The 23,924-nt window shown below is 50.3% G+C and carries 21 protein-coding genes; 11 read left to right on the top strand and 10 right to left on the bottom strand.

Annotated features, from left to right (window positions below):
- Positions 1–14: 14 nt before the first annotated feature.
- The gene (locus ACTHRH_RS06485) at positions 15–1,232 is read right to left on the bottom strand and encodes a DegT/DnrJ/EryC1/StrS family aminotransferase (RefSeq protein WP_440414677.1); all 1,218 of its coding nucleotides are present in this window, start codon (positions 1,230–1,232) and stop codon (positions 15–17) included.
- Positions 1,233–1,366: 134 nt separating this feature from the next.
- On the opposite strand from ACTHRH_RS06485, the gene ACTHRH_RS06480 reads away from it, so the two are divergent.
- Entirely contained in the window at positions 1,367–2,272 is a 906-nt protein-coding gene (locus tag ACTHRH_RS06480) for an AraC family transcriptional regulator (protein WP_440414675.1), read from the top strand.
- A gap of 28 nt (positions 2,273–2,300) precedes the next feature.
- Here the strand turns inward: ACTHRH_RS06480 and ACTHRH_RS06475 are convergent, their stop codons facing one another.
- Together ACTHRH_RS06475 and ACTHRH_RS06470 are read right to left on the bottom strand one after the other, a co-directional pair.
- On the bottom strand, positions 2,301–3,308 hold the full coding sequence (locus ACTHRH_RS06475; RefSeq protein ID WP_379287891.1) for a Gfo/Idh/MocA family protein: 1,008 nt from the start codon (positions 3,306–3,308) through the stop codon (positions 2,301–2,303).
- Between the two features lie 29 nt (positions 3,309–3,337).
- Positions 3,338–4,042, bottom strand: a complete 705-nt coding sequence (locus tag ACTHRH_RS06470) for a PIG-L deacetylase family protein (protein ID WP_191964308.1) — start codon at positions 4,040–4,042, stop codon at positions 3,338–3,340.
- A gap of 314 nt (positions 4,043–4,356) precedes the next feature.
- On the opposite strand from ACTHRH_RS06470, the gene ACTHRH_RS06465 reads away from it, so the two are divergent.
- The gene (locus ACTHRH_RS06465) at positions 4,357–5,241 is read left to right on the top strand and encodes an ATP-binding cassette domain-containing protein (RefSeq protein ID WP_379287893.1); all 885 of its coding nucleotides are present in this window, start codon (positions 4,357–4,359) and stop codon (positions 5,239–5,241) included.
- Between the two features lie 3 nt (positions 5,242–5,244).
- The gene (locus ACTHRH_RS06460) at positions 5,245–6,033 is read left to right on the top strand and encodes an ABC transporter permease (RefSeq protein WP_440414672.1); all 789 of its coding nucleotides are present in this window, start codon (positions 5,245–5,247) and stop codon (positions 6,031–6,033) included.
- A 569-nt stretch (positions 6,034–6,602) separates the two neighbouring features.
- Here ACTHRH_RS06460 and ACTHRH_RS06455 read toward each other — a convergent pair.
- A complete protein-coding gene (locus tag ACTHRH_RS06455; RefSeq protein WP_144937927.1) occupies positions 6,603–7,394 on the bottom strand; it encodes a TetR/AcrR family transcriptional regulator in 792 nt (263 codons plus the stop codon).
- Between the two features lie 201 nt (positions 7,395–7,595).
- Between ACTHRH_RS06455 and ACTHRH_RS06450 the strand changes: the two genes are divergently transcribed.
- Together ACTHRH_RS06450 and ACTHRH_RS06445 are read left to right on the top strand one after the other, a co-directional pair.
- On the top strand, positions 7,596–8,153 hold the full coding sequence (locus ACTHRH_RS06450; RefSeq protein ID WP_150959454.1) for an FAD-dependent oxidoreductase: 558 nt from the start codon (positions 7,596–7,598) through the stop codon (positions 8,151–8,153).
- A 309-nt stretch (positions 8,154–8,462) separates the two neighbouring features.
- Positions 8,463–9,137 (top strand): hypothetical protein, encoded by a 675-nt coding sequence (locus ACTHRH_RS06445; protein ID WP_440414670.1) that lies wholly within the window; start codon positions 8,463–8,465, stop codon positions 9,135–9,137.
- Between the two features lie 1,065 nt (positions 9,138–10,202).
- Here the strand turns inward: ACTHRH_RS06445 and ACTHRH_RS06440 are convergent.
- The 6 genes from ACTHRH_RS06440 to ACTHRH_RS06415 all read right to left on the bottom strand — a co-directional run bounded on the left by ACTHRH_RS06440 (position 10,203) and on the right by ACTHRH_RS06415 (position 17,835).
- The gene (locus tag ACTHRH_RS06440) at positions 10,203–12,563 is read right to left on the bottom strand and encodes a glycerophosphodiester phosphodiesterase family protein (protein ID WP_440414668.1); all 2,361 of its coding nucleotides are present in this window, start codon (positions 12,561–12,563) and stop codon (positions 10,203–10,205) included.
- A 123-nt stretch (positions 12,564–12,686) separates the two neighbouring features.
- Complete coding sequence (locus ACTHRH_RS06435; protein ID WP_440414666.1) at positions 12,687–13,283, bottom strand: lamin tail domain-containing protein; 597 nt, start codon at positions 13,281–13,283, stop codon at positions 12,687–12,689.
- A gap of 22 nt (positions 13,284–13,305) precedes the next feature.
- On the bottom strand, positions 13,306–14,121 hold the full coding sequence (locus ACTHRH_RS06430) for a carbohydrate ABC transporter permease (protein ID WP_144940532.1): 816 nt from the start codon (positions 14,119–14,121) through the stop codon (positions 13,306–13,308).
- Entirely contained in the window at positions 14,111–14,995 is an 885-nt protein-coding gene (locus ACTHRH_RS06425; RefSeq protein WP_440414663.1) for a carbohydrate ABC transporter permease, read from the bottom strand. Before ACTHRH_RS06425 ends, ACTHRH_RS06430 begins: the two co-directional genes overlap by 11 nt.
- A 25-nt stretch (positions 14,996–15,020) precedes the next feature.
- Positions 15,021–16,355 carry an ABC transporter substrate-binding protein gene (locus tag ACTHRH_RS06420; protein WP_440414661.1) on the bottom strand — a complete coding sequence of 445 codons (1,335 nt, stop codon included), beginning with the start codon at positions 16,353–16,355 and terminating at the stop codon, positions 15,021–15,023.
- A 571-nt stretch (positions 16,356–16,926) separates the two neighbouring features.
- The gene (locus ACTHRH_RS06415) at positions 16,927–17,835 is read right to left on the bottom strand and encodes a LysR family transcriptional regulator (RefSeq protein ID WP_191964307.1); all 909 of its coding nucleotides are present in this window, start codon (positions 17,833–17,835) and stop codon (positions 16,927–16,929) included.
- Positions 17,836–18,265: 430 nt separating this feature from the next.
- Here ACTHRH_RS06415 and ACTHRH_RS06410 point away from each other — a divergent pair, with 430 nt between their 5' ends.
- From ACTHRH_RS06410 to ACTHRH_RS06385, 6 genes are all read left to right on the top strand, one after another.
- Positions 18,266–18,997 (top strand): ABC transporter ATP-binding protein, encoded by a 732-nt coding sequence (locus tag ACTHRH_RS06410; protein ID WP_379288029.1) that lies wholly within the window; start codon positions 18,266–18,268, stop codon positions 18,995–18,997.
- Position 18,998: 1 nt separating this feature from the next.
- Positions 18,999–19,799, top strand: a complete 801-nt coding sequence (locus ACTHRH_RS06405; protein WP_440414659.1) for an ABC transporter permease — start codon at positions 18,999–19,001, stop codon at positions 19,797–19,799.
- Positions 19,799–20,647 (top strand): ABC transporter permease, encoded by an 849-nt coding sequence (locus ACTHRH_RS06400; RefSeq protein WP_379287906.1) that lies wholly within the window; start codon positions 19,799–19,801, stop codon positions 20,645–20,647. The genes ACTHRH_RS06405 and ACTHRH_RS06400 overlap by 1 nt, the downstream gene beginning before the upstream one ends.
- Before the next feature lie 19 nt (positions 20,648–20,666).
- Positions 20,667–21,716, top strand: coding sequence for an ABC transporter substrate-binding protein (locus ACTHRH_RS06395; RefSeq protein ID WP_144940545.1), 1,050 nt, complete (start codon positions 20,667–20,669; stop codon positions 21,714–21,716).
- Positions 21,717–21,746: 30 nt separating this feature from the next.
- Positions 21,747–22,208, top strand: a complete 462-nt coding sequence (locus ACTHRH_RS06390) for a DUF523 domain-containing protein (protein ID WP_144940546.1) — start codon at positions 21,747–21,749, stop codon at positions 22,206–22,208.
- Between the two features lie 315 nt (positions 22,209–22,523).
- On the top strand, positions 22,524–23,525 hold the full coding sequence (locus tag ACTHRH_RS06385) for a hypothetical protein (RefSeq protein ID WP_440414656.1): 1,002 nt from the start codon (positions 22,524–22,526) through the stop codon (positions 23,523–23,525).
- Positions 23,526–23,924 lie beyond the last annotated feature (399 nt).

The following is a 23,924-nucleotide window of genomic DNA, read 5'->3' as shown; positions in this document are numbered from 1 at the left end:
TCATTCGTATAGGATTAGGAATAAGATTTAATGACTTTCTCAAGAGCTTTCGCAATATCATGCATGGCCTGCTCATCTTCGAGCAGTGTAACCTGTGTCAGCCACAGCGCCTCTTTCTCGCAAGCTCTTTCGCTTACAGGACAGGAATACTCATGATCCCGCCCGCTTAACTCCTTGGATGCCTGCTTGATGGCCTCGTTGGTATTCAATGAGTTATAGCCGGTCAGGACGAAGATGCCCTCCGCATTCACCTTGTTAATAAAATCGTCCTTATCGATGCCGCTCGCGAAATCGGAATCCAGCTTGAACATATACAAGTGATTGGCATGTCTCGTCACTCTCGGATCCCTGGTCAACAGCTTAATGCCGTCTATCTCGGAAAGAAGCCCATCCAGAATCTTTACATTGGCCTCCCTTGTTCTCATCTGCTCCTCCAGGCGGGTCATTTGCGCAAGGACGAGCGCGGCCTGGAATTCCGTCATCCGGTAGTTTTGGCCGATTCTTTCATGCTGGTACCACTTGCCTCCCGGGATTCTGCCGACGTTGATCAGCGACCACGCATTGATCAGCAGTTGTTCGTCATTCGTCGTGATGACTCCGCCTTCTCCGGAGTTCAAGTTTTTGCTGGATTGCAGACTGAACGTCCCCATATCGCCGAGCGTCCCGACACAGCGCCCGTCCCACTTCGCCCCAATGGCTTGAGCGGCATCCTCCACCACGACAAGATTATGCTTCTTGGCGATCTCTACAATGCGGGTCATATTGGCCGGGCCGCCCGCGATATGTACCGGAACGATCGCCTTGGTGCGCGGGGTGATGGCGGCTTCGATCTTGTCAGGATCGAGGAGCAGAGTATCCTCCTCGACATCGACGAATACCGGAATGGCGCCGATAGCGAGCGGTGCCGAGGCGGTAGCGACGAACGTATAGGGAGGTACGATCACTTCATCTCCCGGCTTCACTCCGCATGCCTGAAGCGCTACCGAAATGGCGACGGTCCCGTTAACCAAAGCGATCGCATGATTGGCCTCCTGAAGTTCAGCGAATTTCCTCTCCATATTCGGCAGTTTGCCGTGCATGGAACCGTATTCAAAAATACCTCCCCAATTGCCCGATTCCAATACTTCCATAATCATTTTTCTTTCCAAATCGTCAAATACGGGCCATCTGGCTTTCCAGCCTCCTTGCCTTACGGGCACGCCCCCGTCAATTGCCAGTTTTTCCTTATCCATGTCCCATCTTCTCCTTAATCATATTCTTTTTCTTTTCTAATATGTAAGGTACTATAGATGTAACTACGGGATAGGTCATTATCCAAATAGCATAAGTCACATTTTAATCTTTGGGAGAAGGGAAGATTTTTCCGATGGGAATGTTTCCTGAATATCACGACACCATCACCGTCGCCAATGTCAAGAAGGGCCAACTGCCATTCTACATATTGGAAATTACGATTGATTTCCTCATCAACATGCATCACCACGATTACGTGGAGCTCTTATACGTAGTGGAAGGCAGCGGCATCGAGATCATCAACGGAAAGAAACATACCCTTCAGCCGGGAACGGCCTCCTTCCTGCTCCCGCACCATATTCACGAGATTCAAGGCAATCCTGCCTCTCCGCTGCGGGTCTATTGCTGCATGTTCGACATCAGCGTCCTGTTCGGCTCCCGCTTCGACTTCGAGCTGGTGGGCAGATTGCTGCGTTCGGGGGTCGACCTCCCGTCCTTCGTCGACTTCAAGAATGAACAAATCGAACAGATGAACAGCATCTTCTCCTCGATCGTCCGGGAATATACCGGCTCCAACTTCGGCAAGTTCACTTTCATCCGTGTCAAATTGCTGGAAGCGCTGCTTCAGTTCGCCCGCGAATTGCAGCCTGCGGCCCAGGATGAATTCAGGCCTGCGCATGATTCACAGAAAAGGCTGGAGAACGTTATTCAATACATCCACACCCACTACGCCGAGAAGCTTACCCTGGAAACATTGTCCAAGAAATTCAACTTAAGCCCTCCTTACATAAGTCAGGGTCTCAAGAAGCTGTGCGGGGAAGGGTTTGTGGATTATATGCATAAGATCCGAATTGGCAGCGCTCTCAGTTTACTATCTTCCACAGATATGCCTGTCGCCGACGTTGCGGTGGAGGTCGGCTTCGATTCTTATCGCAGCTTCACCCGCGTGTTCAGGAAACTGCGGGGAATGACGCCGAGCCAATACCGGGAAACGTATATCAACACAGACGATATTGCGTCTCATTTTACCCAAGGGTAACCGTAAGAGCAAGCAAGGCCAAGGGGACTCAAGCTTCGAGCGAAATTTTCTCGCCCGTAGCGATGGACCGGTCTATAGCAAAGCATACTTCCATCGATTTGTACGCATCTTTAAAATCGCATCGGGTCGGTCTCTTGGTTTGGACAGCCTCCACGAATTCAGCAATTTCCATCTCGAAAGGCTGATGCGATACATCACCGCTTTCCGGCAAAACGACCGGGAAGGTGGCGAAATCCGTTTGTCCTGGAAACTTGTCGCTGAATACCCGGTTATTCATGATTGTTCCCTTGTCCCCCAGAAGGTGAATGTTAAATTTATAGGGCGTCCTGCACTCCAGGGAAGAGGATACTTTGCCGATCCCGCCATTCTTCAGCTTGAAGAGAGCTATTACATTCGGATCGAATTCGTAGTCGGAATCCGCACGCGTAGCACAGCTATAGGCCGTTACTTCGACGATATCGCCCGCAAAATATCTCAGTGCATCCACGGCATGGCATCCGGCCGACAGCATGCTGCTGCCGCCAAGCTCTGTCTTGGTGCTCCACCGGTACTGGGGAAATTGCGGGCCGATATGGTTCCAATAATCGATTTGGGCCATGAAAATACGTCCGACGGCATCATCCCGGATTAGTGCTCTGATCATCTCGATGGCCGGATTCCAGCGCAGCACGAAGCTCGCGATGGCCGTTATCCCCGACTCTTCTATCGCCGGAGCCATCTGCCTCATGGCCTCCATGTTCATGGCCAAAGGTTTCTCCAGCACCAGATGCTTGCCATTCCTTGCCGCCAGCTTGGCCTGATCAGGGCGCACATCGGGGGTCGAGCATAGGATAACGGCATCTATGTTCGGTTCCTTGATCATCTCTTCGTAATTCGTATAGATGCGCGCTTCCATTCCCAGCTCCGCCAACCGGTTCCCTGCCCGTTCGGCATCGCCGGTCACCACGGCGTACAATTCAGCCTCCCGGTTCGAGCGAATCGCCTTCATATACTCCTTCGCGACCCATCCCGTACCCACCACTGCAAAACGTATCATGTCCGCCCTTCTCCTCTCATGTTCTCTTATCAAACCGGAAATCGGACAGCGTTTGGCCTGCTCCAGGCCATATGCTGAATAAATCCTTCGGCATACGCACATCCGGCCTGCATTCCGCGGAATTTGTTCATCGTCATCACGCTGTCCAGAATATCTACGTTGTCATGGTTTTTGAGCCAGACCAATTGGCTCTGGTGCTTCTTCAGCATTTCAAGCTTGGTGCCGAACGTTGCCGTAATATCCACATAGAGAGTCGGCTGAAAATCAATCCCCGACAAATTGTCCATGTAATACAATGCGGGCACCTTCGCAGCGGGCTTGTGCTGCCGGGATGCACCGGGCAGCGTGGCCAGGAACGTCGTATCGAAGACGATTCGGCTTAATGCATTGTGGTCTGGCATATAATCGTTAGGAGCATGTGTGATCACGAGATCAGGTTGAACCGTGCACATCAAGTCGATGAATTTCAGACGGATCTCCTCTTGCTCCGGCCAAATTTCCCCATCCCGGAGCCCCAGCGAAACGACACGGCTGCCAATGACAGCCCCGGCCTGCTCGGCCTCTCGTCTGCGAATGGGCACCAGCTCCGAAGCAGGGATTTCGTAATGACCTTTATCCCCGTCGCTGGCATGACACAACACCACTTCATGACCGGCCTCGACCATCTTGGCCAGCGTTCCTGCACAGGAAATTTCAATATCATCCGGGTGAGCCCCGATCGCCAATACTTTCAATATCCATTCCCTCCCCATATCCATTTAATAGACGGCCGCCGGCTACAAGAGCCGGAGCGAACTCCTATTTTGAAAAATACCCGATTGGAGAAGCCGATGCAGGTCATAATTCAAACCGTTTAAGCCATATTTTAATATTCTTCCGGACGGGACATTGCGTACTTGAAAATGAGAAGCCGCGGCGCACCGGGAAGAACGGCACTTTGATGGAGGCGCCTCTGCAAATGCACAAAAAAACCTTGATATTCAATTGTATATATCATATACTGTTTATACCATAAACGGTATATGATATATACAGAAAGGGGAATGCAATGAGTTCGTTAGCTATTGAAGTAGTCGGACTGCGCAAAGCATTCGGTCAACAGGTTGTTCTGGACGGCATTGATCTTTCGGTACAGAAAGGTACTGTATTTGCCTTGCTAGGCCCTAACGGAGCCGGCAAAACTACACTCATCCATATTCTGTCTACCTTAGTGGCTCCCGACGCCGGGACCGTCAAGGTGGGAGGATATGATCTCACTGCCCAGAAGAGTAAGGTAAAGCAGTCCATCAGTCTCACCGGCCAGTATGCAGCCGTTGATGAGATGCTGACGGCAGAGGAGAATCTGCGCATGATCGGCAGACTTTCGGGACTGACCGCAGCGGAATCCCGGGCCCGCGCCGACGAGCTGCTGCAAGCCTTCGATCTGACGGCAGCCGCCCGCAAGTATGTCAAAACCTACTCAGGCGGCATGCGGCGGCGCCTGGATCTCGCCATCAGCCTGGTGGTCAGCCGCCCCATATTATTTCTGGACGAACCGACGACCGGACTGGATACGAACAGCCGGCGCACCCTGTGGGACATCATCACGCAGCTCAAAGAGCAGGGGATGACGATTTTCCTGACAACACAGTATTTGGAAGAAGCCGATCAATTGGCGGATAGGATTGCGGTGATTCATAAGGGGAAGGTCGCAGCCTCCGGAACGGTCAAGGAGCTTAAATCCCGCGTAAGCGAAGAGGTGATTGAGCTGCGCAATGACAAGGATGAACTGATCCGCAGCATTCCTACCTGCGGAAGTATTCAAGGGGTTATGCGGGCGCTTGGAGAGCTGGCCGGTACGGTTCCTGATGCAACCAAAATCAGCATTCGCCGGCCCAGTATGGATGATGTCTTTCTCGAATTGACGTCCGAGGACAAGAAGGAGGCGGTGTAAAAGATGAATATTTCGATAAATCCGTCCAAAAAAGCTTCTTTCGGAGCTGCTCATCTTGCGTTCATCGGACGCAGCCTCCGTCTTTCCCTGCGCGACGTTGAGGCATTGATTATGGCCCTATTGCTCCCGATCCTGCTCATGCTCCTGTTTACCTACGTCTTCGGCGGAGCGCTGGATGCCAGCGGCAATTATGTCAATTATGTCGTTCCGGGCATCATTTTGTTATGTGCCGGCTTCGGGTCGGCCGGTACGGCGGTAAGTGTAGCCCAAGACATGACGAACGGAATCATTGACCGATTCCGGACGATGCCGGTCAGCAGCTCAGGCGTCATCACCGGACATATTATCGTAAGTCTGGCGCGCAACCTGCTTGCCACCCTGGTGGTTATCGGTGTTGCTTTCATCGTAGGGTTTCGCCCTACCGCAAATGTGCTTGAATGGATTGGCGCCCTGGCCATCATCTTATTGTTTATCCTGGCGCTCACATGGCTGTACGCAGCGATCGGATTAGTCGCGGGAAGCACATCCGCCGCCAATGGTTACGGCTTCATCCTGCTCTTTCTTCCCTATCTGTCCAGCGCATTCGTCCCGACGGAGACGATGCCGGACGGATTGCAGTGGATCGCTAATCATCAGCCTATTACTCCGGTGATCGAAACCATCCGCGGGCTGCTCACCGGAACCCCGATAGGCAATCAAGTCTGGTGGGCTATCGGATGGTGCGTGCTTATCATTCTTATTTCTCTCGTATGGAGCATCCGGGCATTTCAGCGAAAAGCAGGGCGCCGTTAATGACCCTCTTGCATGAAGAGTCCTGTCAAGTATGAGCTGGGTTCGCATAACATACGGCCACGTCTCTAATATGAAGCAAAAAGACCTCAAATCCCGCCATGGAGTGGGTTCGAGGTCTTTTCTAATGGACATAAAAAGCTGCCTTTAACACCGGGTTTAGGGGACAACCCCAGCCTCGGTCATCTGATCGGATAGTGTAAAAGACGAGCAAAACTGCAGGTCTTTTTGGAAAAAAGCCGCGCACTGCCTTATTCTAAAGCGATAATGCAGGTCTTTGGAGAGATTTTTGCGAAATCGCTCCATTTTGTGAGAAAAGACCTGCACATTTGAGCGTCTTTCGCTCTTTTTTTGGTAAAAGGCAGGATTTCAATGTACTATTGCTCGTCTTTGCGTCTTAGCGACTTTGCGACGTCCTAACGAGTCCGAATGCGACCTTCATGCTTAAGGGACGGTTGACTTTCCCTTGTGTCCCGTGGGCAGCGATATACCACTGGCCTTACTCTTTTTCTCGTTTTCGCAGTTTTGCCGGTTCAGGACGTCCCCGTTGCGAACACTTTGAGACAGCCGGTCTATTTTCCATTTTCCGCTTGTCTTTGATTAAGGTAGTACTCAATCCCGTCCAGAATTCGTTCCAATCCAAATTCGAAGTCGTTGCTTCCATCATCCGACTCATTCTCCCCGGCATACGTGCCTGATTTCACCATTGCATAAAGCTGGGGGAATTGTTCTTGGGTCACTAAATACTTAAGCGCATTATGTATATCTGATGTGCTTGGGGCAGCAGAACGGCTGCCTGCTTGAACCGCCTTATCTATATCCCGGATAATTCCTCCCCAAGATCGGGCGTAACTGTTTAACAACAGCACGATGGACATCTTCTCATGATCACTTAACGGACAATGACGCATGATCCGAAGTCCCCACTCGACAATTTGAAGGATATTGGGGGTATATGGTTCCCCTGTAATCGGAATGTCAAAAAACCAAGGGTGTTCCCGCAAAATCTGGATGCAAGCTTGTACATACTCCCGCATGCCGGTTTTCCAATCCTCATCCTTCTCCTCGGGCGGAATGGGGATATCGCACACTGCGTCCTGCATAAGGAGCAATAAATCTTCCTTGCTCGGAATGTATCTGTATAAGGACATCGCCGTATACCCCAGCGAAGCCGCAACACGGTTCATGGAAACCGCAGATAGTCCATCCTTGTCCGCAATCCGGATAGCAGTATCGACAATTTTCCGGATGCTAAGCTCGCGCTTCGGTCCCCGCTGAGGCTCCTTTTCCAACCCCCAACTGAGGGCTATGCCGCGCGGCAGGTTTTGCATGGCTTCGTTGTCCTTGCGATCTTCATCTTGCATGGGTTCAGCCTCCACGAAATTGCTTATATCATATACAGTATAACACATTTTTATGGAGCATTATCAGACAGCCGGTAAGGTAATAGAAGTGCAGCTTATCTTCAAAAAGATTCAGGAAATAAAAACCATAAAAATTCTAGATATGGTAAAATCAGATTGTACTGCCATACTCAGTTCATAAATAGAAAGGAGCCAATGAATATGTACGATATTGCCGTTATTGGATCCGGACCTGCGGGAGCAAGCGCTGCCATATTCGCTGCCAAATCCGGCAAGAAAACACTGGTGATCGATAATGATCAAGGGGTCACGCGGCGGGCCTGGGTCAAGAATCATTACGGTGTGGAAGACATTAAGGGACCCGATCTAGTTGAAGTGGGTAACAAGCAAGCCGCAGCATTCGGAGCCGAATATGTTCGCGACAAAGCCGTCGAAATTGCCAAATCGGAGGAAGGCTTCATCATTCATTCCGAAAACGGTTCCTATCCGGCCAAGCACGTCATACTGGCTACCGGCTTCTTAACCGACCTCGCGGAAAAAAGCGGAATCAAGACGGTGCCCGGTACGGAGCCGCGTGTGAAAACCATCATTCAGGTGGACTCCAGCGGAAAAACAAACATCGACGGCATCTGGGCCGCAGGCACTTGTGCGGGAGTTAGTGTACATACGATCATTACCGCAGGTGACGGTGCCAAGGTAGCCATCAATGTGATCAGCGAAATGAACGGAGAACGTTACGTGGACCATGATGTTCTATGAGTTGAGGTGAGGAGATCAGAAGCACTTTCTTCTTAGATGCCCGCTCCTCTGTTTAAAAGTAAAAATAACTCATTCCTATTTCATAAAAACCTCTGGCAGGCCGAAACACAGTCATCCAGAGGTTTCCTTATCCTGTATGGCAAGCAGTAGGTATTCCCATAAACGGCTTTGATCCTACCCGATCATCATGTCGTTTTAACAGAGTCGAAGATATAAAAATTTGCTGCAGTTTAAAATCTTCGCGTAAGGAATTTTTCCCGTCGTCGAAGTACCTGTCGGTAATAATCTTGTTTTGGAGGTGGTGCCTATATGGTTAAAAAATTATTGCAATTACTGTTGATTTTAATGATTGTTCTTACATTTGCTGGTTGTAAGGATAGAACGATTAATCAAGAATTAATCGATCTCCAAATAAAATATGATGAACTAACTTCTCTAACTAAAGAAAACAATAGTATACTTCTAGAAATGAAAAATAGATTAGGTGAACATGATGAGAAAAACCCTGTAAAAGAAACAGAATTTTTGGAGTTTCTTAAATTACCATTTGACGAACAGAACGAATTAGTTGAACATTATGCTCATTCGGGAAGGGGAGGAAGTGGACTATCAAACTATGATTTGTATATGTTGGTTTTACTCTTGGACATATTCCATTATGATAATTTACAAGAGCGTTTTTCTTCTAGAGATAAAACGGAAATCGACAATAATCTTATTTTATCAGACCCAAATCTTTCCGAAATTTTGGATGATTATATTGTAATTCGTTTTTTTGAACCCATAAATATTCTTAATATGAAAAGCGATGGCCTATCGCTATATGTCCTCCATGATAACTTATATTTGTCCTTATACCAAAATAGTAAGTTTATTGAAGGTTTTATAGTAAACCCGCTTTATTATAAAGAAATGTTCATTCAAGTAGGAGCCTTGACAAAAAACCTCCTGGAAATTCAATGTGGAAAAGGTCCAGACTGCTGAATTATCTTTAGCTAGTTGGTGCAATCAAGCCTAAGCAGATATTTAGTAAATACCTTTAAAACGTAAGGTTACGCGCAGCGTAACCGACAAATTAGTGCTTAATTCAATGAGTTTGATCTCACATTACTTTCTCCCTTTACTAACATTTAGGTCAGAAAATTAGGCCCGCATCTTAATTGATGGCAGCCTTGAGATAATTATTTAATAACACGTTCGGTAACAATTGTAGAGGATAGCTAGTTGCTAAGACTTTTACTTGTATCGTTGTAATCCTTAGATATCCGGGTAATAAAGAAGTACCATATCGTGATCTGCTCTCCTTGGATTCCCCTTCATTTGCAGCAGCTAACTGCATTTATGCAGGTAAAATGAAGTGAACGATAGAAAATGATTAAACTACCTTGAAAATCCGTCTATTTTACCGTCTGCAGGCATCGTTGCAAGCGGAGCGGCACGTCTAACTGTATTTTGTACAGGTAGATTCAAGCGAATGGGCGAAAATGATCAAACTAACTGGATAAACTACAGTTAAAATGGGCAACTTTGGGCGAAACGGCTGTTTTGGCGCAAACTAGCTGTAGGTTTTCCAGTTAGTTTCCATATTTCTTCCGAATATAGAAATCTAACTGTATGAAATCCATTTAGTTTTCAAATTTCACATTATTGAAGCAATTCAACTCTTATTCTACCTTGAAAATCCATCCATTTTCACCATCTGATGGTGCCGGGCAAACGGAATGGCGCGTCTAAATGGAAAAAGTACACTTAGAATCGAGACTTTTCGCCAATTTCCCACTTTTAAAAAAAAGCTTCTAACGAAGCCTTTTCGAAGAAGTTGTTGAATCCATCTTTAGCGGAAGCTTTTTATGCCGATTAGAAAGTTGTTTCATTTATTGCTTTAATGCACTTAAACTTTCTAATAGGGCAAGGATAAACGGCTATCGCCCCTTTGGACAGGCGCGTTTACCGATGGAATATAAGAACGGGTATAAGGTGAAACTTATATTTCTTCAAAAAAACCTCCGGAAGACCGAAAAGGCGGTCATCCGGAGGTTTTTAATTCTACTATGGCCTAATATTGATTTTAGTCGGCCTGGCAACCAGCATCCACTGCTCATCGGCAAATTCGTACCGGTAATAAGCTTGGACCCAGGCTTGGCCTTCGGCCAGCGCGGTCATGCTTGTTCCGTCTTCGCCTACGGCGATCAACTGGGATTCCGGATCCAGGGGCCGGATGAACAAGGGAGCTGGCTGCCCGGTGTATGACCGATATTGCACGGACCCGGATATCGAAGCGGACTCGCCTACCTTCATCGTCAACTGATCGGGGGCTTCTACCGCAACCGGTACACCGGCATAATCGTTCGGATTATCAGTCACGTCACTTATCGGCCAGGCAAAAGTGACAAGCCCCCGGTGTTTCACATAATCCAGCATTTCCGGAGTCATGGAATTGGAAGGATTGAAATGGACGTTCTCCCTCACCGCTTCCCTTATAAATTTATCCGCATGGCCAAGCGGATTTTCCACGGGCGCCGGACCGTTATGGATATAGACCAGTCCGATCTCCTTGTTCAGCTGGCGGACCGTCTTTAGTTCCTCCAAGCGGAATGTGATGATAAATACATCTTGTTCCAAACCGTAGCTCTTAACAAGATCAATGATTTTTTGTTCCAGATGGGGCGCTTTAATTTCCAGGAACAAGGCCATTTCTCTCGTCTTCTTCTTGGAATTGACCCATTCCAGTAATTCTATAAGCGTCGGTACCTGGACCGGGTCCGATGGCTGGATATAGTTGGCGTTCAGCTGTTTCATTTCAGCCAATGTCTTATCCCTGACCTTCCCGGTTCCGTCCGTCGTCCGGTCCACATTATCATCATGCATCAGAATGAGATGCCCATCCTTGGTTTCCAGTATGTCGGTTTCGATAAAATCGGCCCCTGCCAGCCAAGCTTGCTCAAATGCGGGCATCGTATTCTCCGGCACTTGATCGAGGGAGCCGCGATGACCTCCGATAAGGGGACGCTGGGTGACGGTCTTTTCATCGTACTGGCTTAACGAAGCAATGGCGTCGCGGGGATTTTCCGTTACTAGTCCGGCAGCCCCTATCGCAATCAAATCATGAGCTGCCTTCTCTTCCTGCCTGCTCATGCCCCATACCGTGATTCCGCGAATACGCAAGTAATGAATGCTGTCGGCCGTTAGCCTGCTGTGATCCAGCATGACGACGGAAGCACCGCTTTTGCGTGCCGCTAACACGATCTTCTGAAGCTGCGCCTTGTTTAAAGGATGGTTCCCGTAGATAATTCCTCCGCGCAATTCACGGTTCATTTCCCGCACACCGGCGACCACATGCTCATTCTCTGAGACGATGAGGGCATCGAGCATTTGTTTCTCCTCCAGCAGCTGCACCACCTTGGCCGCCGTTTCCGCACTATCCGCCTTAATAACCGGGATCAGCTTGCCTTCTATCCTATCCAACACTTCGGATAGAAGAGGCACCCGCTCCCCTGCGAATTGCGGAGAGAACCAGCTTCCTGCGTCCAGCGCCCGGATTGTCTCCCACGTGTTCTTATCGACACGGCCCTTTCCATTGGTAGTCCGATTCAACGTATGGTCCTTCATCAAGACCAGGTAGCCATCGGATGTTTCCCGGACAGGAAGCATAATGTGGGCGGCCTCGGTTTCGAGCAGCTTGTCGACTGCGGCCAGGGTATTTTCCGGTGCATTGACTGCATCGCCGCCATAGGCCACAATCGTAGGCGATACAACAAGGCCGTTGGCAGGCTCCCGCGCAGCCAGGACGTCTTCCCGCAGCGTTCTGTCCGGAATACGGCTTTCATCGGCATATGGCCCGAATAGAATCACACCCGGAGAAGGGTTAGGCTGGGCGACAAAATCGATCGCACAATTATTCGTATCGATTTCATTCAACCTTTCGATCGAATGCCCGTTATTTCCAAATATCGTCGTATCGTAAGGGGTAACCCCCGGGAATGGCGCCGGATCTTTCCAGACCACCGCATCGATAATTTGCATATCCCGGTCGAAAAGCAGAGCCTGATCGCCGGCATTCGCCAGCCGGACTGTACCGTCCGCCCAAGCCGTATTTTTCTTCAGAGTCGGAACCTCCGGCATGGAATCATCCAATTCAAAATCCGGAGTAACGCCGTACCTGGCTTTAATCCCTTGGGCATTGCCCGCTACGACGATCACCTGATACGGCTCGATCAAGGTTCCCTCGGGAAATTTGAACATTCCTTCCCCGGCACTGCCCACTCTCGGGAACTCGGAATCGCCAATGTGGTAGCCGCTTATATCGATCACATCATCGCCGACATTCGTAATTTCAATGAATTCCCCGGTATCTTCATCGTGAATCGCGTCATACAGAACTTCCGTAATCAGCAGGGAACGACTGATCACTGGACCGGAGAACGGATGCGGTTCGTCGCTTCGAAATTCATAGGACTTGGGTGTCGGCGCAAGCGGCCAGAAATCTATCGATGCGTCGCCGGTAGTATATATCCGCTGCAGGGACTGGACATGCTAAGTCATCGTTGGAGCCGCCTTGTAGGTAACTCCGTTCAGCTTCCTCTCGATAATATAGGGGACATAATCGATGACCTGTTGATTGTTATCCATCAACAATATATCGTCGCCCCCCTGGGCCAGACTGAGGTATCCTTTCCCCCAGACATTATCCGCCAGCATATCCGGGACATTCGGATCCGGCCGAGGATTGTAGGTTGCATGCATGGGAAGTTCAAAATCGGCGGTAAAGCCGTATCTTTCACGGGTAATGATCGCTGATTGGGTGATCACTACCGACTCCCCGGCTCCGATGACGGTTCCTTGCGGAAACCGGTACATCCCTTCGTTGGCGCCCTTCGCTGCCGCATCCCCGATATAGTATCCGCTTATATCGAGAGGCTCCTGTCCCGCATTGGAAATCTCCACATATTCGGCTCCATTGTCACTGCCGGGGGCATCATACATAATTTCCGTAATCCAGAGGGATTGTCCGACCACCCTCTCACTGGCGTACACGATCTGGTCCTTAGGTGAAACAACAAGTCCGGAAGCTGCAAGCAGTACACTTAAAACAGAAAATACCGTTTTTATAAGCCATACTTTGCCGTTCATAAAGTTGCCTCCCGTTTCACTATTATTTCACACCGGCACTCAGAAAGCTGCTGATGATATGCTTCTGCACAAGCAAAAAGGCGAGCACAGGCGGAATGGACGCCAGAGTGGCGACAGCCATCATCGGCCCCCAAGAGGTTCCCCCTTCCGAGTTAATAAATAGCTGCAGGGCCAGAGGAATCGTGAACATGTTCTCATCGTTAATGACCATCAAAGGCCAGAAATACTCGTTCCAAACATTGATAAAAAAGATAATCCCAATCGCCACGATCATCGGCCGGACGGCCGGAACGACAATGAGCCACATGCGCTGCCAGTCACTGGCCCCTTCCACCTGCGCCGACTCCAGCAGTGCTTTGGGAATGGTGCGGAACGACTGCCTCAGGAAAAAAACACCCATCCCATTAGCCAGCTGCGGCAAAATAATAGCGGCATAGCTGTTGAGAAGCCCCCATCTGCTGAGCAGCAAATAGTTCGGCAGCATCGTTACCAAGACGGGAATCAGCATGCTGGCCACGATAATGTAGAACAGCGCATATCTGCCCCTGAACTCGAATTGGGTTAACGCATAGGCCGCCAATATGCTCGTTAACACCTGAAAGATCGTAGCCGCCGCTGCGACAATGAACGAATTGAACACAAACCGGGACATAGGTGAACTAACCATAACATGTTGGAAATGTTCAAACGTTATCGGCAGAGGGATCGGATTGAGAAAATCGCTAAAGATTTGTCCTGTTTCCTTCAAAGAAGTGCTGACCATCCAAATGAGCGGAAAGAAGCTGAGCAGCAGTGCAACGATGAGCAGCAGGTGCCACCAGTTGAAACTAATTTTCATAGTGCACCCTCCGTTCCATCACTAATGACTGGAAAATAATCAATCCGCTGAAAGCTATGAAGGTGAGAACCGAAACAGCGGAGGCCAGACCGCTTCTGAAAAATTGGAAGGCATACTGGTAAACCGTATAGACCAAGTGCGTGGTAGCCTGATCCGGTCCGCCGTTCGTCAGCATCTGAATAGGCACGAACGACCATTGGATGCCAAGAACAACGGTGATAACAAAAACAAACATAATCGTTCCCCCGGATAGAGGGATGTAAATTTTCCGGATCAGCCCCATGCTGCTGCTTACGCCATCGATGCGGGCCGCCTCCACGATGTCCTGCGGTACGGACAAAATACCGGACAACAGTAAAATAAAATGGTAACCGAACGTTTTCCATGAGGTGATGATGACGATCGAGATCAGTGCCCAACCGGGATCGGACAGCCAATTGACGCTCGGCAGCCCGATCAAGCCTATCAAATGGTTCACCGAACCGCTGATCGGATTGAACAGCCATAAGAAAACGATGGAAGCTACCGCCAGAGACAGAACGGTAGGAACGAAAATGGCGCTCTTCAAGAACGACTGCATTTTGCCGCGAACCCGAGTCACCGCATAAGCTACGAAAAAAGGGGCGACAAGCAGAAGAAGAAGCAGCAATACAATATACATTCCCGTGTTCCACACCGATTTCCAAAATTCCGCGCTTGTCAGCAAATGCACGTAATTGTCCAGCCCTACCCACTTGCGGTTAGGGCTCACCATATTCCAGCTGAGAAAGCTGATTTCCACCGACTTCACAAGCGGATAATACACGAAGACCGCAATCGGAATGACGGCAGGCGCCAGATAAAGATACGGTTTAAGTTTTTTGAATACCGTCATTATTCGAACCCCATTCCCCTAACTTTTATTTCAACAACTCCCTGATCCGCTCTGCGGCCTTGGTCATGGCATCCTGCGCACTGCTCGTTCCGTTGAGAATCTGATCTCTGGCATCGATAAGCGCTTGTTCCGCCTGAAGTCCGTTCTCCCCCGGGAAGTTGGCCCATTGTACCGTAGAATCTTTTTGCTCGATTGCCGCTTTCATTAAGGGATTGGATTCAAGGAAAGGCTTCAGACCGTTGGGATCTTCGGCCACTCCTTCACGGGGAGGCAAATAACCGGTCCCTTCCACCCATCGGGTTAATGCTTCGGGAGACTGCAAATATTTGATAAACTCCCATGCTGCCTTCTGCTTATCCGGATCCTTGGTAAACACGACCAAAGAGTTGCCCCCGGCCGGTATCGATCTCGGCTTGTTTCCAAACGTAGGCGATGTGGTTGTGCGAAGATCGAAATTGCTCTGCTCTTGAATGCCTTTCATCCGTCCGATGGTTGTGTACAGCATGGCGATTTTACCGTTGCCGAATGCCTGCTGGCCTTCCTCCTGTTTGGCGTGGAAAGCAAGCTTGTTCTTGACCATGTCTCCCATCATTTGATAAACCTCGACAACTTCGGGAGAGTCTACGACTACCTTCCTATTCCCTCCGTCGCCTTCCTGCCAATCCCCCCCGTTAGATTTGACCAGAGCGTATTGGGCCCAGTTATCCGGCGGTTCTTGAATATACAGCCCGTAATTGCCCGTCTGATCCCGCACCTTCTCGCTTAACTCCATGACTTCTTCCCAAGTCTTGGGCGGGCTGTCCGGGTCCCAGCCTACTTCTTTAAGCATATCGGCATTGTAATAAAGAACCGGATTGCTCAGACCGTACGATAATCCGACTATCGTGCCGTCATCCGCCTTGCTTAGCTCAACAATATTCGGCAAAAAGTTGTCCTGTATGAAACTAGGCTCTTCTTTATCCATCGCGGCGACTTCCATTATTGGGGTATATGGCAGGTTGCCGTTCACATAGGACAGATAATTGTAGCCCATCATGGCCACATCGGGAGGATGGCCTCCGGCAATGGCTGCCTGCGCTTGCTGGATGACCCCTTGGTATTGGTTGGGAATATACTTTCCTACCACTTGAATGTTCTCGTTCGTTTCGTTAAACGTATCAATAATTTTCTTGACTTCATTACCGCCCCAGTCATTGGAATTGACGTGCCAATATTCGATCGTAATCTTCTGCCCCGAGCCTTGGGAGTCTCCGTTGGAATTGCCCTGGGGGCTGCCGTTCGTCCCCGAAGAACAGCCGACAACAGCCAGCAATAAGGCCGGGATAAGCATACTAACGGACCAAAAACGTGCTTTTCTCACAGTTCTTTCCTCCTTGTTTACATTTCCGTAAATTTAAGCGCTTTCAATTTTAGTACAATAAAAATTCCGCCCGGACTGACAAATTAATATTCGTCAAAAAATCAGATTTAAATCCAACCCCCTCGCTCATTTATGTTCATTTCATAGCAAGTATTGTTCGTTTGTGTATCGTAATAATACAACGATTCTTAATATTCAGTCAATAAAATTGTTTATTTTCAATTATATATGCACAATATTTTTTCGAGATTCCGCGTCTTTATGTTTATTTATATAGATTTAATGATTATAAAAGCTTGTGACGCTCTAGTCACAAGCTTATAAACATACTTTTATTCTTGATTGCCGTTTGTTGGTGTGCCCTGCTACCATAACCAGTCTTCAGACCGTGGGCTTACTAAATCATAACGGGTAACCCGGGCGCCTTGGCCGGATAAGACTGGCCGAAGTTTTCCTTTGGCGCAAAGGGATTTCGAGCAACGAACGGCTGTGCGCTGATTAATTTGCAGGCTGGCAGGAGGCACCAGCGTTTTCCTGCAGTCAAGCTCGCGGTCACCCATGCCCCCTGTAATTACCGCTGCTCCAGATGCCGGCGGAAGACTTCAAACATGGCTTCGCAGATGGAGTCCTTCACGAAGGTGTTCCGCTGGGCAAGGATGCCGAGCTCGGGCCCGGCTTCGAGAAAATCCATCCGCCTCGCTATCGTTCCGGAGGGCAGCACGGAAGCCTCCACCTCGGGCACGAAGGCCAACCCCAGCCCGGCCTGAACGTAATACTTAAGCGCCGTGATGCTGGCTACTTCAATGTGGTTCTGCAGCGTCATACCCAGCTTGCGTGACAGGATCGAGTCCAGCTTGATCTGGAAAGGACAAGCCGCCGGAGTCAGCAGAAAGCGCTCCTTGGCCAGCTTCTCCAAAGAAAGCTCAGGCTCTTCAGCCAGGGGATGATCCCCGGGAAGCAGCAGGACAAACCGCTCGAAGCCGAACGGGTGGAACTCCAGCTCCACATTGGCATCCGACCGTCTGCATAGGGCGAACAGATGAGGCTCCGGCTGATGGCAGAGGGCGAAATCGACCTGATCGTCCAGCACCATCTGCATCAATTGCTGATTAGTTCCGACGGCGATTTGGATTTGAACATTCGGCTTCTGCTCCAGGAAGGCCGCCAGGATCTGCGGCAGCCGCTGAGTGGCGGACGGCTCCGAGGCGCCTATGTGAAGGACTCCGGCCTCCCCTTGACGGAATTCCTCGACGGAACGGTTGAAATCCGTATATTCTTTCAGCAAGGCACCGGCGCGATGATATACAAATTGGCCGGCCTTCGTCAGCTTCATCGTTTTCCCCCGCTCGAATAACGTGACGCCCAGTTCATTTTCCAGCCTTTTGATTTGCATAGTTATAGTGGGCTGAGAATACCGCAGCACTTCCGCCGCCCGGTGAAAGCTTCCCTCTCTGACAATCGTTTGAAACGTTTTAATCAAGCGAACCTGCATCCCTGTCACCATCTTTACGATTATTAATCAGTTCGATTACCATTTTCAATTATACTTTCGTGAATAAATTTAGTATGATGACCATTACAAGTTAAAACCAAGTAAATAAGTAGGTATAGTATCGTTTAAATCGTACAACAGATATCCCGACAATTCAAGACCGGCGTAGCCCCATGCGGTCGATGAGCTGCCGTCGTGCAGCGCGATACTGCCCGCTGGAAGCTGCACCCGGCGCGAAAAGAGGGGCTCCTTGAGCCGACGATTAAGCGGCTATGGAGTTGTGCGGATCTGCCACCTGCGCAGTACCGCAATATGCGCCGGAAAAGCACATATGTAAAAACAATGATGGATCAAAGAGACAAAACATCTAAAGGGGGGGCCCCGGTTGTTGCCCGAAATTGAAGTGGAAAATGTCAGCATGCGCTACCGGACGGAAGGTTCCGAAGTGGTGGCCCTGCATCAGGTAAGCCTGGAAGTGGGCGCAGGGGAGTTCGTTTCGCTGCTCGGCCCTTCCGGCTGCGGGAAGACGACGCTGCTGCGAATCATGGCCGATCTGCAGCAGCCCACAAGCGGTGTAGTCAAAATTGCCGGCAAATCGCCAAAGGAAGCACGTCTCTCGCAAAAATACGGCATCGTGTTCCAAAGCCCCGTGCTGTATGACTGGCGAACGGTTAAAGCGAATATTACCCTGCCGCTGGAAATGATGAGCATCCCCAAGGCCGAGCGTAACAGACGAGCCGACGAGCTGCTGGAGCTGGTGGGGCTCGGAAATTTCAGCGATAGATACCCCTGGCAATTAAGCGGAGGCATGCAGCAGCGTGTAGCTATCGCGCGGGCGCTGGCGATCCGGCCGGAAATTTTATTGATGGATGAACCCTTCTCCGCACTCGATGAATTTACGCGAGAACGGTTGAACGAAGAACTGCTCGCCATCTGGAAGCAAATCCAGAGCACGGTCGTGTTCGTGACGCACAGCATTCCGGAGGCCGTTTTTCTATCGGATCGGGTATTCGTCCTGTCTCCGCATCCGGGCAGATTGTCCGCGGTGGTCGATATTCCGCTGCCGCGCCCCCGTACCCAGAGCATGCGAAATGACCCGGAGTTTTTCCGGCTGATTACGGAAATCCGGGATCGGTTTGAAGGGGTATAGCATGAAAATCATTCACAACCGGCTGTTTCCGGTGTTTGTAATCGGCTTGGCTCTGCTCGTGTTATGGGAGACGGCATCCTGGTACTTAACAGAAGTGCTTGATACCAATATGGCTCAATCCAAGCTGCCTTATCTTCATGAAATGGCGGCGACCTTGTTCACCTACAGCCCTACCCTGCTGCACGAAGGCTGGTCCACGTTCATGAATGCGGGTCTTGGATTACTGCTCGGCGCTGCCGTCGGCTCCCTGCTGGCGATTATCATGAGCCTGTCCGTTTGGGTGGAACGGGTCAGCTTTCCCTACATCATTATTTCACAAATGATTCCCGTGCTCGGGCTGGCACCGATCATTTACGGAATAGTGCAGGACGAGAACTGGTCACGCATCGTGATTGCTGCGTATATAACCTTTTTCCCGGTCAATTTAAACCTGCTCAAAGGGCTGCGGAGCACAAGTCCCCAGGCCTTGGAATTAATGCGCTCCTATGCCGCGAGGACATGGAGCATCTACTGGAAGCTGCGCTTGCCCAACGGGCTGCCCGGGTTGTTCAGCGGGTTGAAGATAGCCGCTCCACTTTCGGTTACGGCGGCTATCTTGGTTGAAATGATGGGCGCCCAGCATGGATTAGGCGTTATTATGCTGCGCAATTTATACTACGGCCCGGCCAATACTTATCTGTTCTGGTCCACGGTAGCGGCGGCCGCTTTAACGGGAATAATCAATTACTTAATCATCAGCGGGCTGGAGAGGGCTCTGACCCCCTGGCAGCCGGCTTATCGCAATAAGGGAGGTGAGCGCTGATGGAGGGAGCTGCCGCCCGTTCGTCAAACCAAGAGGCCGGCCACCCGCCAATTGGTCGCAGAGCCATAACATTTGCCGTCCGCATCCTGAAACAATATACCGTTCCGGCGGCATTCGGGGCACTGTTTATTCTTCTATGGCAGTGGGAATGGTTCCATACCCTGCTGAATATCAAAGTGCATCAACTGCCGCTGCCCACATCCATCTGGAAAGCGCTGAGCTCGAATATTGATGTTCTGGCAAGACACGCCGGTTATACAGTTGCGGAAGCTCTGCTGGGAATGCTGGCGGGCTCGCTCATCGGCTTTGCCGTCGCCCTCTTGGCGACTCAATGGCCCCGCTGGGGCTCGACCGGCCTGATCTTCATCGCGGCCCTCAATGCCGTCCCCATTATCGCGCTCGCGCCGATTATGAATCTATGGTTCGGGGACGGACTCGGCTCACGGGTGGCGGTAGTCACCATCACGACGATGGCGGCCATGGCATTCAACGCTCACAGAGGCTTAACCCAGATCGATCCGCTGGCGCTTGACCTGATGCATTCTTACGGAGCCCGGAAGAGCGAGGTGTTCCGCTATGTAAGGCTGCCCAACTGCCTGCCTTATCTGTTTACCGCTCTGAAAATCAATGCGACCGCCAGTATGATCGGCGCTATAGTGAGCGAATTTTTTTACTCGTCCGGTGGAATCGGGTACTTGCTCTCCAACTCCATTAAAGTAGCCAAAATGTCCATGGGCTGGGCCTGCATCGTGGTCGCATCGGCGGTCGGAGTTATTTTATACATTCTTATTGAGGAAATAGAAAAGCTGGCCATCCGCTGGCATTCCTCCCGGAAAACATCCACATAGAAGGAGCGCAGATGATAACATGAAATCAAACTTTAAATGGATTCGCCCCGCCTGGATTCTCAGCTTGCTGCTTTCGCTGTCTCTGGTTCTGTCCGCCTGCGGCGGCGGGGAAAGCAAACCAACCGGAGCCGGAGAAGAAACCAAGCCGGTCAAAGTGAAGCTTCAGCTCAAGTGGCTTCCGCAAACTCAATTCGCCGGTTATTTTGTGGCCCTGGAGAAAGGGTATTACCGCGAAGAAGGGCTGGATGTCGAAATATTGCCCGGCGGTCCGGACATCGTCCCCGAGCAGCAGGTTGCCAATGGCACGGCCCACATTGGGAACTCTTGGGTAGCGAGCCTGCTGTCGCATCAAGAGGAAGGCTTTCCTTTGGTGGAAATCGCCCAAATTTCCCAGAGAAGCGGTCTGGTGCTCGTTTCCAAAAAATCGGCAGGCATTAACCGTCCGGAGGATTTGAAAGGCAAAAAAATCGGAAGCTGGATGGGCGGCCTTGAATTCGAAATTCTGGCTTTGTTGGACAAATACGGAATCGACGCCGACCGCGATGTGAAATTGACGAAGCAGGGGTTTACGATGGATCAGTTTTTCAACGATCAATTGGACACGGCGTCCGCCCTTACGCATAATGAGTTTCCCTTGGTGCTGAGTCAAGGCATTCCGGAATCGGACCTGAATGTCATCGATATGAACGATGAAGGGGTCGCGATGCTGCAGGACAATCTGTTCGCCAACACGGAATGGCTGGAGAACAATCGGGATGCCGCGGTCAAGTTTCTGCGTGCCTCGATCAGAGGCTGGGCCGATGCGATTGAAAATCCGGAGGCCGCCGTCGATATTGTCATGAAAAGCGTGGATGAAGGAAGCACGACAAGAGAACACCAGTTGAGCATGATGAAAGCGATAGGAGAGCTGATTCTGCCCAAGGGGACCGATCCGTCGCAGATCGGCCGCATCGATCCGGCCTTGTTCAAGCAGACGGCCGATATCGCCTACCAGTTCGGAGTAATTAAAGAAGAAGCCGATCTGTCCAAAGCCTATACAACGGAAATTTGGGATTCAGCCGCAAAATAATGCTAAGGTTACGGGAGAGTGAAAACTACGATGAAGAAAATATTAGTCAGCGCATGCCTGCTCGGCCAGAAGGTCAGATATGACGAGGGAGATGTTCCTTGTCTGGACCCCCGTTTTCTGAAGTGGCACGATGAAGGGCGCCTCATCCCCATCTGCCCGGAAGTCGTCGGAGGCCTGCCGATTCCCCGTCCGGATGCGCAGAGACAAGGCGACAAGGTCGTTACCGGAGCCGGGGTGGATGTCACCGCCGAGTTTGAGAAAGGAGCGCAGGCCGCCCTTCGTTTGGCCAATGAGCATCAGGTCGCTCTGGTCATTCTGAAGCAGGACAGCCCGTCGTGCGGTACTTTGTTTATCTATGACGGAACCTTTACCGATACGAAGGTGCCGGGAGAAGGGGTGACGACAGAGCTGCTGCGCAAACATGGGTACCAAGTGTTCGGCGAGGATCAGCTCGATGAAGTCGAGAAGGAGCTTGCGCGGATAGACGGATAACCGCCGAAGGAGAATGAAAGCTATATCCACCCTCAGTCCGCCAACGTGCGCCGGGAGAGCCTCGGTTGCTGCGGCCAATCTCAGTTGTGCGATAGAATGCCTTCACGGTTTCTTTTCCCAAACCTGCACTTTAACTTCGTCCTTATCGGACGGAGTTTTTTATTTTTACAAAGAAGTGCTGCAGCGGCATCGTCCCTTATCTATATAAATTGTGAACAATTAGTGAATTACCAATAATTAGTAATGTATCCCAGCTTCAATACCGAAAAAAATAGTGGGTGCTTCTACATAGGGAGAATAGAAAGGATCAGAACAATGAAAATAATGAACCACTTAAACAAATGGGCGGCCGCCGCCCTGATCACGGCCCTCTTGATGACCGGCTGCAGCAGCTCGGGAGGAGGACAAACTCTGACCAGCGGCGGCGGAGACGTCCAGACGACCTTCCCGTCCGATTGGAATCCGGGATCCGGACCGGAATTGAACGTATCCGGCCCGAAAGATGACAAGGCTGTAATGGTAAACAGCGTGCCCAAGACCGATATGGCCGACGATATCGATCTGAACGGCTTCATGGAAGTGATGAAGGGCAGCTTCAGCAATCAATACCAGCTATTTCGCATGTATGAGATTCAGGATGTCACGATCGATTCGCTTCCCGGCAAGCAAGCGGAATACACCGGCATGCTGGATAAGGATTTAATTCACGGAATCCTTACGGTAGTCGATCAGGGGGATCATTTCTACCAAATTCTCGCAGTCACCCCGGATCAGAAATTCCATTCGACCAAGAAGGAATTATTCGAAATTATTAAATCGTTTAAAATCGTTCAAGCGAAGCCGGCATCGGGTGCCGGGGCTCAAAGTCCGACTGATGCCAAGGTCAAGCTGGCCAGCAGCGATGAGAGCATGGAATTGACGGTAACCGGCCAATGGGAGCAGATGAACGTGAAAGAGGTGGATATTCAGGCCGTCGATACAGCAACCAGCTCGGTGCTATTCGTCCTGGGACAGGATTATAATAATGAATCTTCCCTGGACCAATATTATCAGTTTATTGTGGACAACCGGCTGACCGATATGGAGAATCTGACGATTACCAAGCCCGTGAAGCTGACCGTGGGAGGCCATCCGGCACTGCAATTTGAAGTATCGGGCAAGGTGACGACTAACGGAATGAATATGGCTTTCCTGATCACCTTGGTGGATTCGCCCAAGCAGTACGTCCGCATAATGTTCGGAGCCCCTCAGTCCAGCATGGATAAGCTGCGAGACGGATTTGCCGAAGCGGTTCTTACCTACACCGAAAAGGAATAAGCGCGTTTTAGTCAACCTTAAATATTTTAGAAAAGCCGCCCCCGGCTCTATGCAAAAGATGCGTTTTGCAGAGGGCCGGTTTTTTGCGCTCCGTCTTTTTCCAAAGAGGTTCAAATAATTCGTTTGTAACAGAATGTGTCTTAATCTTGTCTTGCAAGGCCAGTCAAAGATTGGCAATATAGAAAGAAGAGAACTATGGCAGCGAGAGGAATCAGCAGCTGCAGCAGGAACAGTACCTAACTCCGCGCATCGGCGGTTCAACTCCATATAAGCTGTTCACAAGGAAACGGGGAGGGAAGTCTCATTAAATCGGATGAACGGAATGTACCTCATGAAGCCTCCAAGGGAAATCGGGAAGATCCGCCCAAACGCCCTCGTCAAGGCCAGGAACCTCATAGA

It is taken from the genome of Paenibacillus sp. SAFN-117 (assembly GCF_051966115.1).
In the GTDB taxonomy this organism is placed as follows: Bacteria; Bacillota; Bacilli; order Paenibacillales; family NBRC-103111; genus Paenibacillus_L; species Paenibacillus_L residui.
The sequence above is the reverse complement of the archived record's forward strand: the minus strand, read 5'-3'. Positions and strand labels throughout refer to the sequence as shown.

Coding starts and splice junctions, on each gene's coding strand:
- ACTHRH_RS06460 (WP_440414672.1), top strand. CDS start 5,245: ATGAATATTTCGATAAATCCGTCCAAAAAAGCTTCTTTCGGAGCTGCT.
- ACTHRH_RS06410 (WP_379288029.1), top strand. CDS start 18,266: ATGCGCTACCGGACGGAAGGTTCCGAAGTGGTGGCCCTGCATCAGGTA.
- ACTHRH_RS06465 (WP_379287893.1), top strand. CDS start 4,357: ATGAGTTCGTTAGCTATTGAAGTAGTCGGACTGCGCAAAGCATTCGGT.
- ACTHRH_RS06390 (WP_144940546.1), top strand. CDS start 21,747: ATGAAGAAAATATTAGTCAGCGCATGCCTGCTCGGCCAGAAGGTCAGA.
- ACTHRH_RS06455 (WP_144937927.1), bottom strand. CDS start 7,394: ATGCAAGATGAAGATCGCAAGGACAACGAAGCCATGCAAAACCTGCCG.
- ACTHRH_RS06430 (WP_144940532.1), bottom strand. CDS start 14,121: ATGAAAATTAGTTTCAACTGGTGGCACCTGCTGCTCATCGTTGCACTG.
- ACTHRH_RS06400 (WP_379287906.1), top strand. CDS start 19,799: ATGGAGGGAGCTGCCGCCCGTTCGTCAAACCAAGAGGCCGGCCACCCG.
- ACTHRH_RS06395 (WP_144940545.1), top strand. CDS start 20,667: ATGAAATCAAACTTTAAATGGATTCGCCCCGCCTGGATTCTCAGCTTG.
- ACTHRH_RS06480 (WP_440414675.1), top strand. CDS start 1,367: ATGGGAATGTTTCCTGAATATCACGACACCATCACCGTCGCCAATGTC.
- ACTHRH_RS06385 (WP_440414656.1), top strand. CDS start 22,524: ATGAAAATAATGAACCACTTAAACAAATGGGCGGCCGCCGCCCTGATC.
- ACTHRH_RS06405 (WP_440414659.1), top strand. CDS start 18,999: ATGAAAATCATTCACAACCGGCTGTTTCCGGTGTTTGTAATCGGCTTG.
- ACTHRH_RS06475 (WP_379287891.1), bottom strand. CDS start 3,308: ATGATACGTTTTGCAGTGGTGGGTACGGGATGGGTCGCGAAGGAGTAT.
- ACTHRH_RS06425 (WP_440414663.1), bottom strand. CDS start 14,995: ATGACGGTATTCAAAAAACTTAAACCGTATCTTTATCTGGCGCCTGCC.
- ACTHRH_RS06450 (WP_150959454.1), top strand. CDS start 7,596: ATGTACGATATTGCCGTTATTGGATCCGGACCTGCGGGAGCAAGCGCT.
- ACTHRH_RS06445 (WP_440414670.1), top strand. CDS start 8,463: ATGGTTAAAAAATTATTGCAATTACTGTTGATTTTAATGATTGTTCTT.
- ACTHRH_RS06485 (WP_440414677.1), bottom strand. CDS start 1,232: ATGGATAAGGAAAAACTGGCAATTGACGGGGGCGTGCCCGTAAGGCAA.
- ACTHRH_RS06435 (WP_440414666.1), bottom strand. CDS start 13,283: ATGAACGGCAAAGTATGGCTTATAAAAACGGTATTTTCTGTTTTAAGT.